General features: G+C 72.2%; 13 protein-coding genes. All 13 read left to right on the top strand.

What is annotated here, in order from left to right:
* The first annotated feature begins 1 nt into the window (after position 1).
* The 13 genes from O7601_RS28905 to O7601_RS28845 all read left to right on the top strand — a co-directional run bounded on the left by O7601_RS28905 (position 2) and on the right by O7601_RS28845 (position 14,999).
* The gene (locus O7601_RS28905) at positions 2-1,180 is read left to right on the top strand and encodes an ROK family transcriptional regulator (protein WP_281564194.1); all 1,179 of its coding nucleotides are present in this window, start codon (positions 2-4) and stop codon (positions 1,178-1,180) included.
* Complete coding sequence (locus O7601_RS28900) at positions 1,177-2,757, top strand: sugar ABC transporter ATP-binding protein (RefSeq protein WP_281564193.1); 1,581 nt, start codon at positions 1,177-1,179, stop codon at positions 2,755-2,757. Before O7601_RS28905 ends, O7601_RS28900 begins: the two co-directional genes overlap by 4 nt.
* Positions 2,754-3,860 (top strand): ABC transporter permease, encoded by a 1,107-nt coding sequence (locus tag O7601_RS28895; protein WP_281564192.1) that lies wholly within the window; start codon positions 2,754-2,756, stop codon positions 3,858-3,860. Before O7601_RS28900 ends, O7601_RS28895 begins: the two co-directional genes overlap by 4 nt.
* A 90-nt stretch (positions 3,861-3,950) precedes the next feature.
* On the top strand, positions 3,951-5,003 hold the full coding sequence (locus tag O7601_RS28890; protein ID WP_281564191.1) for a substrate-binding domain-containing protein: 1,053 nt from the start codon (positions 3,951-3,953) through the stop codon (positions 5,001-5,003).
* A 21-nt stretch (positions 5,004-5,024) separates the two neighbouring features.
* Positions 5,025-6,233: a Gfo/Idh/MocA family oxidoreductase gene (locus tag O7601_RS28885; protein ID WP_281564190.1), complete on the top strand. Its 1,209-nt coding sequence runs from the start codon at positions 5,025-5,027 to the stop codon at positions 6,231-6,233.
* 498 nt (positions 6,234-6,731) lie between these two features.
* A complete protein-coding gene (locus O7601_RS28880) occupies positions 6,732-7,892 on the top strand; it encodes an inositol-3-phosphate synthase (RefSeq protein WP_281564189.1) in 1,161 nt (386 codons plus the stop codon).
* The gene (locus O7601_RS28875; RefSeq protein WP_281564188.1) at positions 7,876-8,853 is read left to right on the top strand and encodes an SCO3242 family prenyltransferase; all 978 of its coding nucleotides are present in this window, start codon (positions 7,876-7,878) and stop codon (positions 8,851-8,853) included. The genes O7601_RS28880 and O7601_RS28875 overlap by 17 nt, the downstream gene beginning before the upstream one ends.
* Positions 8,850-9,776 carry a sugar phosphate isomerase/epimerase family protein gene (locus O7601_RS28870; protein WP_281564187.1) on the top strand — a complete coding sequence of 309 codons (927 nt, stop codon included), beginning with the start codon at positions 8,850-8,852 and terminating at the stop codon, positions 9,774-9,776. Before O7601_RS28875 ends, O7601_RS28870 begins: the two co-directional genes overlap by 4 nt.
* Positions 9,777-9,846: 70 nt before the next feature.
* Positions 9,847-10,464: an EboA domain-containing protein gene (locus tag O7601_RS28865; RefSeq protein WP_281564186.1), complete on the top strand. Its 618-nt coding sequence runs from the start codon at positions 9,847-9,849 to the stop codon at positions 10,462-10,464.
* Positions 10,464-11,315: a TatD family hydrolase gene (locus tag O7601_RS28860; RefSeq protein ID WP_281564185.1), complete on the top strand. Its 852-nt coding sequence runs from the start codon at positions 10,464-10,466 to the stop codon at positions 11,313-11,315. Before O7601_RS28865 ends, O7601_RS28860 begins: the two co-directional genes overlap by 1 nt.
* On the top strand, positions 11,315-12,550 hold the full coding sequence (gene eboE / locus O7601_RS28855) for a metabolite traffic protein EboE (RefSeq protein ID WP_281564184.1): 1,236 nt from the start codon (positions 11,315-11,317) through the stop codon (positions 12,548-12,550). Before O7601_RS28860 ends, eboE begins: the two co-directional genes overlap by 1 nt.
* Entirely contained in the window at positions 12,547-13,935 is a 1,389-nt protein-coding gene (locus O7601_RS28850) for a nucleotide pyrophosphatase/phosphodiesterase family protein (protein WP_281564183.1), read from the top strand. The genes eboE and O7601_RS28850 overlap by 4 nt, the downstream gene beginning before the upstream one ends.
* Positions 13,932-14,999, top strand: a complete 1,068-nt coding sequence (locus O7601_RS28845) for a polyprenyl synthetase family protein (protein ID WP_281564182.1) — start codon at positions 13,932-13,934, stop codon at positions 14,997-14,999. The genes O7601_RS28850 and O7601_RS28845 overlap by 4 nt, the downstream gene beginning before the upstream one ends.
* Positions 15,000-15,188: the final 189 nt, after the last annotated feature.

Here is a 15,188-nt window from a genome sequence, read left to right as displayed (position 1 = left end):
CGTGCCCAACGCCGACCCCCTGCACGTCCGGTTGTTGCGGTTGTTACGCGACGAGGGAGCGCTGTCGCGGGCCGAACTCGCCGACCGCCTGGAGATGCCCCGGCCCCGGCTGCTCGCCGAACTGGAACGGTTGGTCGCCCTCGGCTATGTGGCGGAGGCGGGCAAGGCGGCCTCCCGGGGCGGGCGGCGGTCGACGCTTGTCGAACTGAGCCCCGAACTGCGTTTCGCGGCCGTCGACCTGGGCGCCAGCTCGATCGACGTGGAGGTCGTCAACGGCCGGCTGGAGCCGGTGGCGGCGTACGCGGAGACGGCCGACATCCGGTCCGGCCCGAAGGTGATCCTCCAGCGCGTCAACGAGCTGCTGCACAAGGCCCAGGTCGACGGGGTCTACGAGCGACTCGACGCGGTCGGCGTCGGGGTGCCCGGCCCGGTCAGCTTCCGCGACGGAGTACCGGTCTCACCGCCGATCATGCCCGGCTGGGATCGCTTCCCCGTCCGGGAGCTGCTCACCCGCGAGCACGGATGCCCGGCGGTGGTCGACAACGACGTGAACATCATGGCCATCGGCGAGCGGCACGGCGGGGTGGCCCACTCGGTCGACGACTTCCTCTTCGTCAAGATCGGCACCGGCATCGGCTGCGGGATATACCTCAGCGGCGACGTCTACCGGGGCACCGACGGGTGTGCCGGCGACATCGGCCACATCCAGGTCGATCAGCAGGGGCCGATCTGCTCCTGTGGCAACGCCGGCTGCCTGGAGGCGCTCTTCAGCGGAGCGGCCCTGGCCAAGGACGCCACCGCCGCGGCCAGGGCCGGCACCTCACCCGCTCTGGCCGAACGGTTGGACGCGAACGGTTCGGTCAGCGCTCTCGATGTCGCCGCCGGCGCGCTCGAAGGGGACGTGACCTGCATCCAGCTCATCCGCGAGGGGGGACGTCGGGTCGGCGGAGTGCTCGCCGGGCTGGTCAGCTTCACCAACCCTTCGATGATCGTGATCGGCGGTGGACTCGCCCAACTCGGACACATCCTGCTCGCCGAGATCCGCAGTGTCGTGTACCGCCGCTCGCTGCCGCTGGCCACCGGGAACCTGCCGGTGGTGCTCTCCGAGCTCGGCCCGCGGGCCGGCGTGGCCGGCGCCGCGGTGCTCGCCAGCGACCTGGCCTTCGGGGAGGCGGCATGACCGAGCACGACGTGGCAAGCTCGACCGGCGGCACGCCGGTCGCGACGACCACCGGCGAGGGCGAGGTGGTGCTGCGCCTGACCGACGTGGTCAAGACCTTCCCGGGCGTACGCGCCCTGGACGGCGTGCAACTGGAGGTCCGCGCGGGCGAGGTGCACTGCCTGCTCGGGCAGAACGGTGCCGGCAAGTCCACCTTGATCAAGGTTCTCGCCGGGGTGCACCGGCCGGACTCGGGCCAGGTCGAGTGGCGCGGCGAGCGGGTCACCTTCGCCAATCCGCAGGCCGCGATGCGCGCCGGGATCGCCACCATCTACCAGGAACTAGACCTGGTCGACGACCTGTCGGTGGCGGAGAACGCCTTCCTGGGGCACGAGCCCCGTCGGCTCGGGTTCATCCGCCGGCGCCACATGGCCAATCGGACGCGCCAGATCCTCGGCCGGCTCGGTCACGCCGAGATCCCACCCAACCGGATGGTGCGGGCACTGCCGGCGGCCGGCAAGCAGGTGGTCAGCATGGCCCGGGCGCTGTCCCACGAGGCCAGACTGATCATCATGGACGAGCCGAGCGCCGTGCTCGCCCACGACGAGGTGGAGAACCTCTTCCGGATCATCCGCGAACTCACCGCCCAGGGCATCGCGGTCATCTACATCTCGCACCGGTTGGAGGAGATCCGCGAGATCGGCGACCGGGTGACCGTACTCAAGGACGGCCGGACCACGGCGGCGAACCTGCCGGCCCGCGCGACCCCGACCAGCGACCTGGTTTCCCGGATGACCGGCCGCGACATCGAGTACGTCTTCCCGGACCGCCCCGCCGACACCGTGGTCGGTGACGAACTGCTCCAGGTCGACGGGTTGACCCGCCACGGCGAGTTCGTCGACGTGTCACTCACCGTCCGAGCGGGAGAGATCGTCGGCATCGCGGGCCTGGTCGGCTCGGGCCGCTCCGAACTACTGGAGACGATCTACGGAGCGCGGGCGGCCGAGACCGGTTCGGTGCGGATGGCCGGCCGGGCACTGCGACCCGGCAGCGTCGGCGCGGCGGTCAAGGCCGGCATGGGCATGGCTCCCGAGGAGCGCAAGAGTCAGGCGCTGCTGCTCGGTGAGCCGATCTACCGCAACGTCACCCTCGCCACCTTCGCTCGCTACGCCCGCTTCGGGTTCACCGACATGGGTCGGGAGCGGACGGAGGCCGACCGGATCGCCGAGAGCCTGGAGATGCGCCCGCGCGACGTCCGCCGGGCGGTACGCACGCTCTCCGGCGGCAACCAGCAGAAGGTGGTGGTCGGTCGCTGGCTGCTCGGCGACACGAAGCTGCTGCTGCTCGACGAGCCCACCCGGGGGGTGGACGTCGGTGCCCGGGCCGAGTTGTACCAGGTGATCCGGCAGCTCGCGGCCCAGGGGGTCGGAGTGCTGCTGGTCTCCAGCGAGGTGCCCGAGGTGCTCGGTCTGGCCGACCGGGTGCTGGTGATGCGGGAAGGGCGGGTCGTCCGGACCGCCCCCGCCGACGAACTCGACGAACCCACGGTGCTCGACCTCGTGATGGCGGGGTCCCTGATGGAAGGCGCAGCGGCATGACCGATAGTCCGCCCACGACTAAGCTGCCGGCGCAGTCGCCACCGGTGGACCCGGCCGAGACCGAGGCGGCGGGACACGCCACGGCGGGCCCCACCGGCGGGCTCTCCTGGTGGCACGGCGACGGCGGTGAGGGCGCCAAGCGGAACCTCGCCCTGATCGGGGTGCTGCTGGCACTCTTCGTGATCGGTGCGGCCACCCGGTGGGACCTGTACTCCAACCCGGACTGGGTGTGGGCGAACATGCTCAGCATCCTCAAGCTCGCCTCGGTGGTCGGCGTGGTCACCGTCGGGATGACCTTCGTGATCATCGGGGGTGGTATCGATCTCTCGGTCGGGGCGATCGTGGCGCTGGCCGGGGTCTGGTGCACCACGGTGGCGACCCAGAGCTTCGGCGCCGGCGGGATGATCTTCACCGCGATCATCGTCGGGTTGGCGGTCGGCCTGGTCAACGGGACGCTCATCGCGTACGGGCGGCTGGTGCCGTTCATCGCGACGCTGGCCATGCTCGTCGCCGCTCGGGGACTGGCCGCCGAGATCTCCCAGAAGCAGACCCAGATCTCGCAGAACAGCACCATCAACGGCATCGCCAGCACCGATCTGCTCGGCATTCCGCTGCTGGTCTACATCCTGGCCGCCGTGGTGGCCGCGGGCTGGGTGCTGCTGAACCGCACCACGTTCGGGCGGCGCACCGTCGCCGTCGGCGGCAACCCCGAAGCCGCCCGCCTGGCCGGCATCAACGTCCGGCTGCACACCCTGTTGCTGTACGCGCTGTCCGGCCTGTGCTGCGGCATCGCCGCCATCATGCTCACCGCCCAGGCCACCTCGGCCCAGGCAGCGATGGCGAACCTCTACGAGCTGGACGCGATCGCCGCCGTGATCATCGGCGGCACGCTGCTCAGCGGCGGGCGGGGCACCATCATCGGCTCCCTGCTCGGCGTGATCATCTTCGCCACCATCACCAACCTCTTCGCCATCAACGGCCTCTCCACGGAGGCGCAGAACATGGTCAAGGGCGGCATCATCGTCGCCGCCGTCCTGATCCAGCAGATCCAGTTCGGCACCCTCTCGCAGTTCTTCCGTCGCAACCGGCTCACCACGAGCTGAGCACCACTGCATCCGGGCCACCCGCGCAATCGACGGTGGCCGGGCCTCGTACACCCAAAATCCTTACCAGTGAATAACCAGGAGGTCGTCATGACCCAGCACAGTCGCGACATGTCGCGGCGCCGGCTGCTCTTCGGCGGGGCGGCCGTCGGCGCCGGCGTACTGCTCGCCGGTTGTACCAGCAACGAGCAGTCGCCGACCGAGGCGCAGACCAAGGCGGCCGACGGCAACGCCAACGCCGAGCCCGGCCAGGAGGTGACCATCGGCTTCTCCGCACCGGCCGCGGATCACGGCTGGATCGCCGCGATCACCAACAACGCGAAGGCGCAGGCCGCCGCGTATTCCGACGTGAACTTCAACATCGTCGAGGCGGGTGCGGACGCGGCGGCCCAGCGGGCGGCGCTGTCCACCCTGATCTCCCAGCGGCCCGACGTGATCGTGCTGCTGCCGCACGACGGCAAGGAGCTCAACTCGTTCGGGCTGGAGGCGATGCAGGCCGGCATCCCGGTGGTCAACCTGGACCGGGCCTTCCCCGACGCCAAGGCGTACCGGTTGCAGATCAAGGGCGACAACTACGGTATGGGCGTCTCCGCGGCCACCTTCATCGCCGAGCAGCTCAAGGCCAAGGGGGTCAGCAACCCGGTGATCACCGAGATCGCCGGCATCGACTCGCTGGAGCTGACCCAGGAGCGGTCGAAGGGCTTCGCCGACACCCTGGCCCAGCACGGTCTGCGGGTGGCCAACCGTCGGGCGGCGGAATTCACTGTGGACACCGGTCAGCGGGAGGCGGCCCAGCTGCTGCAGGCCGAGCCGAAGATCGACGCTCTCTGGAACCACGACGACGACCAGGGCATCGGTGTGCTGGCCGCGATCAGCCAGGCCAACCGCAGCGAGTTCTTCATGGTCGGCGGCGCCGGCTCGAAGAAGGCGATGGAGGACATCCAGGCCGACAACACGGTGCTGAAGGCCACGGTGACCTACAGCCCGTCGATGGCGTCCTCGGCGATCTCGCTGGCCCGTCTCATCGGCCAGGGCAGGGGCATGTCCGACCTGGTGGAACTCCAGGTTCCCAAGGAGATCGTCCTCGCCTCCGAAACGATCACCAAGGAGAACGCGAGCGACTACCTCAAGCTCGGGTTCTGACACAACGGGGGGAGACCCACCTTGTCCACGACAAACAACGAACTGCGGGTCGGCATGGTCGGCTACGCGTTCATGGGGGCCGCGCACTCGCAGGCGTGGCGCACCGTGAACCGGGTGTACGACCTGCCCGCGCGAGCCCGGATGGCGCTCATCTGCGGCCGGGACTCCGCGAAGGTGGCCGAGGCCGCCGACCGGCTCGGCTGGGATGAGCACACCACGGACTGGCGGGAACTGGTGAACCGTCCGGACATCGACGTGGTCGACATCTGCACACCGGGTGACAGCCACGCCGAGATCGCGCTGGCCGCGCTGGCCGCGGGCAAGCACGTGCTGTGTGAGAAGCCGTTGGCCAACACGGTCGCCGAGGCCCGGGAGATGGCCGCCGCGGCGGCCACCGCCCAGGCCGGCGGGGCCCGGTCGATGTGTGGCTTCAACTACCGGCGGGTGCCCGCGGTGGCGCTGATGCGTCAGCTCGTCGCCGACGGGCGGCTCGGCGAGATCCGGCACGTCCGGGCCGCCTACCTGCAGGACTGGATCGTGGACCCGCAGTTCCCCCTGGTCTGGCGGCTCCGCAAGGAGGTGTCGGGCTCCGGTGCACTGGGTGACATCGGTGCGCACATCATCGACCTGACCCAGTACGTCACCGGACAGCGGATCAGCGGGGTCAGCGCGGTGACCGAGACGTTCGTCAAGGAGCGGCCGTTGCCGGCCGAGTCGAGCGGGTTGGCGGCGCAGGCCGACGGGGCCGGGGCCGCCACCGGCCCGGTCACCGTCGACGACGCGGCGATCTTCGTGGCCCGCCTCGACGGCGGGGCACTTGCCACGTACGAGGCGACCCGGTTCGCCACCGGGCGCAAGAACGCCCTCCGCGTGGAGATCAACGGCTCGCTGGGCAGCGTCGCCTTCGATCTGGAACGCCTCAACGAACTGGAGTTCCTCGACGCCACCCGGCCCGCCGCCGAGCAGGGCTTCAACCGGATACTGGTGACCGAGGCCGAGCACCCGTACCTGTCGGCCTGGTGGCCGCCGGGGCACATCATCGGGTACGAACACTCCTTCACCCACCAGATGCGCGACTTCATCGAGGCGGTGGCGACCGGCGTCGACCCGTCGCCCTCGTTCGCCGATGCGTTGCAGGTGCAACTGGTGCTGGACGCGGTGACCCGCTCGGCCGAACTGGGCTCCTCCTGGGCCGCGGTGGAGCCGTCGATGGCGACGGTCGCCGCCTGAACCACCTCCGGAGCCGACCGGCGAGGGCCGGCCACGGTTGCGCCCCGTGGCCGGTACGGGTCGGGTCCGGAGGGCGTGCCCCGGGCGACCGGCGGTACGAGCAATGCGGTTCCTCCGGTGCGGCCGGACCGGGATTCCCCGGCAGCACCGGAGGGCCGCCGCCCATCGACCACTTCGTTGCCGTCCACCTGGAGACTCCCGCCGCCAGGCGGACCGCGTCCGATGAGCCGTCCGATCGGGACACCGTCGTCCCGACTGGCCGGATGCGGGGGAGGCAGGGGCGAGACGCCGACCGCCCCTGCCTGCCAGCCCCGTCCGACCGACCCAACCGGTACGCCGGCCCGACGTCGTCGCCGCCGACCTCGGCGTCGGCCGGCGTGTTCACCGGAGCGGGCGGCGGACGGGGCGCATCGGCCTAACCCGTATCTTTTTCAGCTTTTTCCTGATATCAAGATTCAATTGATGCATGTCGGTTTCCTGGACACCGGAAGGAGCGCTATGCGTACAGGTGTCTGGCTGGTGGGGGCGCGTGGCTCGGTCGCGACCACAAGCATCGTCGGGGCGCTCGCGCTGCGTGCCGGCTTGACCGGGCCGACCGGCTGCGTCACCGAACTGACCGGGGTCAACAGCGCCGCCCTGCCGGGCTTCGCCGACCTGGTCTTTGGTGGCCACGACGTGGTCGCCACGCCGATCGCCAAACGCGCCGAGGAACTCGCCGCCGCGGGTGTGCTGCCGGCCCGACTGGTCGCCGCGCTGCCCGAGGAACTGGCCGCCGTGGAACGGGAACTACGCCCCGCGCCCACCGCCGGGACACAGGCCGACCGGGCCGCCGCGCTGGTCCGGGATCTCACCGCCTTCCGACAGCGACACGAGCTGGCCCGGGTGGTGGTGGTGAACGTCGCCGCGACCGAACCGGCGCCCCGCCCGCATCCCGGGCACGCCGACCCGGACGCGCTGCGGGCCGCCCTCGCCGGCCCTGGCGAGGTGCTGCCGCCCAGCTCGCTCTACGCGTACGCGGCCGTCGCGGCGGGCTGTCCGTACGTCGACTTCACCCCGTCGACCGGCCTGCGGCTGCCGGCGCTTACCGCGCTTGCCGACCGCCACGGCGTGCCGTACGCCGGCCACGACGGCAAGACCGGGGAAACCCTGCTCAAGTCGGTGCTCGCCCCGATGTTCGCGATGCGTCACCTCACCGTCCGGTCCTGGTCCGGGCTCAACCTGCTCGGCGGCGGCGACGGCGCGACCCTGGCCGATCCCGACGCCAACGCCGCGAAGGTGCGCAGCAAGCAACGGGTGCTCGGGGAGACGCTCGGCTACCTGCCGCAGGGCGACACCCGGATCGGGTACGTCGAGGAACTCGGTGACTTCAAGACCGCCTGGGATCTGATCACCTTCGCGGGATTCCTGGGTACCGGAATGCGGCTGGAGTTCACCTGGCACGGCTGCGACTCGGCGCTGGCCGCCCCGCTCGTGCTCGACCTGGCCCGGCTCACCGCCGCCGCGCACGCCGCCGGCCACACCGGAGCGCTTACCGACCTGGCCTTCTTCTTCAAGGATCCGCTGGGCACCGCGACCCACTCGCTGGCCGACCAGTGGTCCCGGCTGTGCGTCTTCGCGGGCAGCCTGGACGCCGGAGACACCGATGCCGCGCGTGGCTGACCTGGCCGAGCTGGTCCGCGCCCCGGCCGCGCTCTCGGTACCCGGGGACGTGATCGCCGGTGCCGCCGCGGCGGGCAGCCTCGGTCCGCGTACCCCCGCCCTCGCCGCCGCGTCGGTGCTGCTGTACTGGGCCGGCATGGCCGCCAACGACTGGGCCGACCGCGAGCTGGACGCCGTGGAACGCCCCGAGCGGCCGATACCGAGCGGCCGGGTCGGTCCCGGCCTCGCGGTCGGCCTCGCCGCCGGTCTCACCGTGGCCGGCGTCGGGCTCGCCGCCGCAGCCGGCGGCCGGCGGGCCACCGCCGTGGCGTTGCCGCTCGCCGCCGCCGTCTGGGGGTACGACCTGGCGGCCAAGAACACCGCCGCCGGCCCCGCCATGATGGCCACCTGCCGAGGGCTGGACGTGCTACTCGGTGCCGCCGGAGGCCGGACGGCGCGGGCGTTGCCGGCCGCGGTCACCGTCGCCGTGCACACCTGGACCGTCACCGCGTTGTCCCGTCGGGAGGTCAGCGGCACCGACCGCGCCCTGCCGCTGCGTACCCTCGCCGGCACCGCCCTGATCGCGGCGAGCGCCGCGCTGCCGCCCGGCCGGCCGCTCACCACGAGCGCCATCCGGACCGGTGGCCCGGGGGAGTCCGGCCGGCGCGCACCTGTCGTCCGCACCGACGGTCGGCGAGCCGGCGACGTCGGGCACGGTCGGCGTGCCCTCGGCAGCGCGGCGGCGGCGCTGCCCGCCGTCCTCGCCGGCTGGTACGCCACCCGCTACGGCACCGCGCAGGCCCGGGTGGCGGCCGAGCCGACCGCCGCGCGGGTCCGTGCGGCGGTGGGCGCCGGTATCACCGGCCTGCCCGCGTTGCAGGGGGCGCTGACCGCCCGCGTCGGGTCCGGTCTGCTCGGACTGGCGGTGGCGGCGGCCGCGCCGTTGGGCCGGCGGCTGGCCCGGAAGGTCTCACCGACATGACGGCCGCCACCGCCCCCGACGGACTGCGCTTCGGGTACGGAACCAACGGCTTCGCCAACCACCGCCTCGACGACGCGCTCGCGGTCATCGCCGATCTCGGTTACGCAGGTGTCGCCCTCACCCTGGACCACGACCACCTCGACCCGTTCGCGCCCGGGCTGGCGGGGCGCGTCGACGCCGTCGCTCGCCGGCTCGCCGAACTCGGCCTCGGCCTGGTGATCGAGACCGGCGCGCGGTTCCTGCTCGACCCCTGGCACAAGCACGCCCCGACGCTGCTGCACGACGACCCCGCGCTCCGGATCGAGTTCCTGCGCCGGGCGGTGGCCATCGGCGCGGATCTCGGCGCCGAGGCGGTCTCGTTCTGGGCCGGTGTCCGGCCGGGCACGGTCACCCCGGCGGTGGCCTGGGACCGCCTGGTCGCCGGCTGCGCCACCGTGATCGAGGCGGCCGAGGCCGTCGGGGTGACGCTGGGCTTCGAGCCGGAACCGGGGATGCTTGTCGAGGACATCGCCGACTGGCGTCGCCTGCACACCGCCCTCGGCTCGCCCGCCCGCCTCGGCATCACTCTCGACATCGGACACTGCCGTTGCCTGGAGCCGCAGGCGGTGCCCGACTGCGTCCGTGACATCGCCGCACACCTGGTGAACGTGCAGATCGACGACATGCGGCGGGGGGTGCACGAGCACCTGGAGTTCGGTGCCGGCGAGATCGACTTTCCGCCGGTGCTGGCCGCGCTGCGCGAGATCGGCTACCGGGGCCTGGTGGCGGTCGAGTTGCCCCGGCACTCGCACGCCGCTCCCACCGTCGCCGCCCGCTCGCTGGATTTCCTGCGCAACGCCGCCGCGCGGCACACCCTTTGCTCTGCTTCAACCGGCGCACCACCAGGCGTCCGCTATCCGGACAACCACCGACGCGTGGAGTGAAGCAGAGCAAAGGACGCACGCGGTACCACCGCCACGGCCGTCGACGGCGGCGGACGAGGGAGGAGACGCGATGACAGTGGACGAGCTGCGGGCGGCCCTGCGGGGCGTACCCGATCCGGACTGGTTGGCCACGGCCCTGGACCGCGTCGCGGCCGAACCCACCGCCATCGCGCGGTTCTTCCCGGCGGCCGGCCGTCGCTGCGGCCGACACGACCTGCCCGACCTGCCCGGTTGGACCGCCGACGAGGCCGCCCGGGCCCTGCTGCTGGCCAGCCTGCCCGCCGACCACGCCGAGCAGGCCGAGACGCTCTACCGCACCGGGGACGCCGCCGAGAAGCGGGCCGTGCTCAAGGCGCTGCCGTTGTTGCCGATCGGCGCGGCCGGAGTGCCGCTGCTGCACGATGCGATCCGCACCAACGACACCCGGTTGGTGGCCGCGGCCCTCGGCCCGTACGCCCGCCACCTCGACCCGTCGGCCTGGCGGCAGGCGGTGCTCAAGTGCGTTTTCACCGACGTGTCGCTGGGGGTGGTGGCCGACCTCGACGCCCGCGCCGACGGGGAACTGGCGCAGATGCTCGCCGCGCTGGCCGCCGAGCGCCGGGCCGCCGGTCGGAGCATGCCCGCCGACGCCACCGAACTGCTGGATCGGCTCACCGCCGCCAGCCAGCCCCAGCCCAGGGAGGTGTGATGCGGATCTTCGACCCGCACATCCACATGACGTCGCGGACCACCGACGACTACGAGCGGATGGCCGCCGCCGGCGTCCGGGCGGTGGTGGAGCCGGCGTTCTGGCTGGGCCAGCCGCGCACCAACGTCGGCTCGTTCACCGACTACTTCGACTCGTTAATCGGGTGGGAACCGTTCCGGGCCGGGCAGTTCGGCATCCGTCATCACGCCACGATCGCGCTCAACCCGAAGGAGGCCAACGACAGGCGTTGCCGGCCGGTGCTCGACGAACTGCCCCGCTACCTGGAGAAGGACGGCGTGGTGGCGGTCGGCGAGATCGGGTACGACTCGATGACCCCCGAGGAGGACGACGCCTTCGCCGCCCAGCTCGCCCTGGCCGTGGCGCACGACCTGCCGGCGATGGTGCACACTCCGCACCGGGACAAGGCCCGGGGTGTCGAACGCAGCCTGGCCGTGGTCGCCGAGTCCGGCATCGCGCCGCAGCGGGTGGTGCTCGACCACCTCAACGAGACGACAGTGAAACTGGTCCGGGACACCGGCTGCTGGCTCGGCTTCTCCATCTATCCGGACACCAAGATGTCGCCGCCGCGAATGGTCGAGCTGCTCAGGGCGTACGGGACCGAACGGATGCTTGTCAACTCGGCCGCCGACTGGGGACGCTCCGACCCGCTGCTCACCCGGGCCACCGGCGAGGCGATGCTGCTCGCCGGTTTCACCGACGACGACGTCGACCGGGTGCTGTGGCGTAATCCTGTCGAGTTCTACGGGCAGTCCGGGCGGCTCGACCTGTCCGACGACGACCTTGCCGAGCCGACCTTCGCCGGCAACTCGATCCTGCGCGGCGGCAGCTGATGCGGCTGCGGCACGCCGGTGGGCGCACCGTCCACCTCGGTTACTGCACAAACGTGCACCCCGCCGAGGACCTCGCCGGCATCGTCGCCCAACTCGACACCTACGCGGTGCCGGTCCGCGAGACGCTCGGTGCCGATCCGCTCGGGCTGGGCCTGTGGCTGGCCGCCCCGGTGGCCGCCGAACTGGCCGCCGACCCGGCCGCCCGTCGCCGGTTGCGCACCGAGCTGACCGTACGCGGGCTGGAGGTGGTCACCCTCAACGGCTTCCCGTACGCGGCCTTCCAGGCGCCGGTGGTCAAGGGCGCGGTGTACCGGCCGGACTGGACCACGCACGAGCGGCTCGGGTACACCCTCGACCTGGCCCGGGTCTTGGCCGACCTGCTGCCCGACGACGCCGCCCGTGGCTCGGTCTCCACCCTGCCACTGGCCTGGCGCACGCCGTGGGACCGCAGCCACGCGGACGCCGCCCGTCGCCGACTCGACCAGCTCGCCAGCGGACTCGCCGCCGTCGAGCGGGAGACCGGCCGGCCGGTGCGGGTCGGTTTCGAGCCGGAGCCCGGCTGCGTGGTGGAGAGCACCCCGCAGGCGGTCGCCGCCCTGTCCGGAATGGACACCGATCGGCTCGGAATCTGCCTGGATCTGGCCCACCTCGCCTGCGCCTGGGAGGAGCCCGCCGCCGCCCTGGAGCGGCTGGCCGTCGCCGGCCTGCCGGTGGTCAAGGTGCAGGTGTCCGCCGCGCTGGAGGCGGCCGACCCGGCCGCCGACGCCGCCGCCCTGCGCCGCTGGGTCGAGCCGCGTTTCCTGCACCAGACCCGCACCGCCGGCTGCGCCACCGCCACCGCGCCGACCACCGCCACCGCGCCGGCCGGTGGGCCGCGGGCTGCCGATCCGGCGGATCCGAGCTGGGCGGCCGACGATCTCGACGTCGCTCTGGACGCCGCGCTGCCCGGGCCATGGCGGGTGCACTACCACGTGCCACTGCACGCCCCACCCGAACCACCGCTGGGCTCGACCCTGCCGGTGCTGCGCGCCGCGCTGACCGCGCTCTTCGCCGGTGCGGATGCCGGCTGCGACCACCTCGACGTCGAGACGTACACCTGGGGGGTGCTGCCGGCCGCACGGCGCCCGCGCACCGACGCGGAGCTGGCCGCCGGAATCGCGGACGAACTGGCCTTCACCCGGGACGAGCTGGTCGCCCTCGGGCTGACCCCGTTAGCTGAGGCGGTGACAGCATGAGCAGGCAACTGGTGGTGCTCGACGTGGTGGGGTTGACGCCTCGGTTGCTGGCGCACATGCCCCGGCTGCGTGCGGTCGCCGACACCGGGTTCCGCGCCGAGTTGGGCACCGTGCTGCCGGCGGTGACCTGCTCGGTGCAGTCGACCTTCCTCACCGGCGCGCTACCCGTGGAACACGGCATCGTCGGCAACGGCTGGTACTTCCGGGATCTCGGCGAGGTGCTGCTCTGGCGGCAGCACAACGCGCTTGTCGGCGGGGAGAAGCTGTGGCAGGCCGCGCGCCGCGCCCGGCCCGGCTACACGGTGGCGAACGTCTGCTGGTGGTACGCGATGGGCGCGGACGTGAACTGGACGGTCACACCCCGACCTGTCTACTACGCCGACGGTCGCAAGGAGCCGGACTGCTACACGGATCCGCCGCAACTGCACGACGCGCTCACCGACCGGCTCGGCACCTTCCCGCTGTTCACCTACTGGGGACCGGGTGCGGGCCTGCCGTCGTCCCGTTGGATCTGCCGGGCGGCCGAGCAGATCCTCGCCGAGTCGTCGCCCGACCTGACCCTGGTCTACGTGCCGCACCTGGACTACGACCTGCAACGGTTCGGCCCGTCGTCGCCCCGGTCCGCCGCCGCGGCGGCGGAACTCGACGGCGTGCTCGCGCCGCTGCTGGACGCCGCGCAGGCCCGCGACGCGACCGTGGTGGTGCTGTCGGAGTACGGCATCACCGAGGTGTCCCGTCCGGTGGACGTGAACCGGTTGCTGCGCGCCGAGGGGCTGCTCCGGGTGCACACCCAGGCGGGCATGGAGTACCTCGACCCGTGGACCTCTCGCGCCTTCGCGGTGGCCGACCACCAGGTCGCGCACGTGTACGTGCGCGACCCGGCCGACGTGCCGGCGGTGATGAAGCTCTGCGCCGGCCTGCCCGGGGTGGCCGAGGTGCTCGACGCCGACGGCAAGGCGGCACACGGGTTGGACCATGCACGCGCCGGTGAGCTGGTGCTGGTGGCCGAGCCGGACGCCTGGTTCACGTACTACTACTGGCTGGACGACGCGGGTGCGCCCGACTTCGCCCGGCTGGTGGAGATCCACCGTAAGCCCGGGTACGACCCGGCGGAGCTGTTCTTCGACCCGGCCGCGCCGGGCGCGGCGAAGCGCCGCGCCGGGGTCGCGCTGGCCCGCAAGAAGCTCGGCATGCGGTACCTGATGAACGTGGTCGGGTTGGATGCCGGCGCGCGGGCGGTCCGGGGCTCACACGGACGGCTGCCCGCCGATCCGGCCGACGGGCCGGTGCTGCTCTGCTCCGACGCGTCGGTGGCCCGGGACCGGATAGCGGCCACGGAGGTGAAGGGGCTGCTGCTGGAACTGGCCGGAGTGGAGGGACGGTGACCCTCGCCGAGGCAGCTGTCGACTCCGCCGGGCTGCGGGCCCGCTTCGACGCCGAGCTGACCGCCTTCCTCGACCGGCAGGATCCGGACTGGCCGGACGGCGCGCCCCGAGGGGTCTTCACCACGTTGCACCGGTTCGTGCTGGCCGGCGGGAAGCGCCTGCGACCACTGTTCTGCTACTGGGGCTGGCGGGGCGCGGGCGGCCCGGACGGCACGCCGATCGTGGTCGCCGCCGCCGCGCTGGAGCTGTTCCACGCGTTCGCGCTGATCCACGACGACATCCTGGACGGCAGCGACCGCCGCCGGGGGGAGCCCTCGGTGCACCGGATCTTCGCCGACCTGCACGCCCGCTCGTCGTGGCGGGGTGACCCCGAGGCGTACGGACGCAACACCGCCCTGCTCTGTGGTGACCTCTGCGCCGCCTGGTCGGATCAGATGTTCCACGAGTGCGGGTTGAGCCCCGACCAGGTGCACCAGGGGTACGCCGTGTTCGCGCTGATGCGTACCGAGGTGATCGCGGGGGAGTACCTCGACCTGGTGTCCGGGGTGGGCGACGGCTCGGTGGCCAGTGCGCTCACGGTGATCCGGATGAAGGCGGCCCGCTACACGGTCACCCGGCCGTTGCAGATCGGCGCTGCGCTGGCGGGTGCGCCCGTCGAGCTGCTCGACGCGCTGGCCGAGTTCGGCGACCCGCTCGGGGACGCCTTCCAGCTCCGCGACGACGTGCTGGGGGTCTTCGGTGACCCGGCGGTCACCGGCAAGTCCGTACTTGACGATCTGCGCGAGGGCAAACCGACGGTGATGATGGCGCTGGCCCGCGATGCCGCCGACCGGGCGCAGGGTGCCCGGCTGCGTGAGCTGTTCGGCAATCCCGACCTGGACGCCGACGGCGCCGCCGAGCTGCGCGAGATCATCGAGAGCACCGGGGCACGCCGGAAGATCGAGCAGATGATCCAGGTCCGCGCCGAGGCCGGGTTGGCGGCGCTGGAACACACCGAGGTGACCGCGGACAGCCGGACCGCCCTGACGGAGCTGGCCGCCCAGGCCATCGACCGGCAGCGCTGAGCGCCACTGCGGCAGCGCGGCAGCCGGGCGGCTTTTGACCGAACTGACGAAAGTCAGTATCCGGCGGGCAGAAGATATAGACACATAGACGAATGACGCTTAGTGTCGTCGCTAGCACCGAATTGTTTCGTCGAGGTGAACCGGCGGCGCGGGACCCCCCTCGGCACCCCCCCGGCTACGGCATCCGGC

The sequence above is a fragment of the Verrucosispora sp. WMMD573 genome (assembly GCF_027497175.1).
Taxonomy (GTDB): domain Bacteria; phylum Actinomycetota; class Actinomycetes; order Mycobacteriales; family Micromonosporaceae; genus Micromonospora.
This window is presented reverse-complemented; position numbering and strand designations above follow the sequence as displayed.

What these genes read in the sequence shown, in the direction of transcription:
- O7601_RS28900 (WP_281564193.1), top strand. Translation starts at nt 1,177, where the DNA reads ATGACCGAGCACGACGTGGCAAGCTCGACCGGCGGCACGCCGGTCGCG.
- O7601_RS28895 (WP_281564192.1), top strand. Translation starts at nt 2,754, where the DNA reads ATGACCGATAGTCCGCCCACGACTAAGCTGCCGGCGCAGTCGCCACCG.
- O7601_RS28890 (WP_281564191.1), top strand. Translation starts at nt 3,951, where the DNA reads ATGACCCAGCACAGTCGCGACATGTCGCGGCGCCGGCTGCTCTTCGGC.
- O7601_RS28880 (WP_281564189.1), top strand. Translation starts at nt 6,732, where the DNA reads ATGCGTACAGGTGTCTGGCTGGTGGGGGCGCGTGGCTCGGTCGCGACC.
- O7601_RS28875 (WP_281564188.1), top strand. Translation starts at nt 7,876, where the DNA reads ATGCCGCGCGTGGCTGACCTGGCCGAGCTGGTCCGCGCCCCGGCCGCG.
- O7601_RS28870 (WP_281564187.1), top strand. Translation starts at nt 8,850, where the DNA reads ATGACGGCCGCCACCGCCCCCGACGGACTGCGCTTCGGGTACGGAACC.
- O7601_RS28865 (WP_281564186.1), top strand. Translation starts at nt 9,847, where the DNA reads ATGACAGTGGACGAGCTGCGGGCGGCCCTGCGGGGCGTACCCGATCCG.
- O7601_RS28860 (WP_281564185.1), top strand. Translation starts at nt 10,464, where the DNA reads ATGCGGATCTTCGACCCGCACATCCACATGACGTCGCGGACCACCGAC.
- eboE (WP_281564184.1), top strand. Translation starts at nt 11,315, where the DNA reads ATGCGGCTGCGGCACGCCGGTGGGCGCACCGTCCACCTCGGTTACTGC.
- O7601_RS28850 (WP_281564183.1), top strand. Translation starts at nt 12,547, where the DNA reads ATGAGCAGGCAACTGGTGGTGCTCGACGTGGTGGGGTTGACGCCTCGG.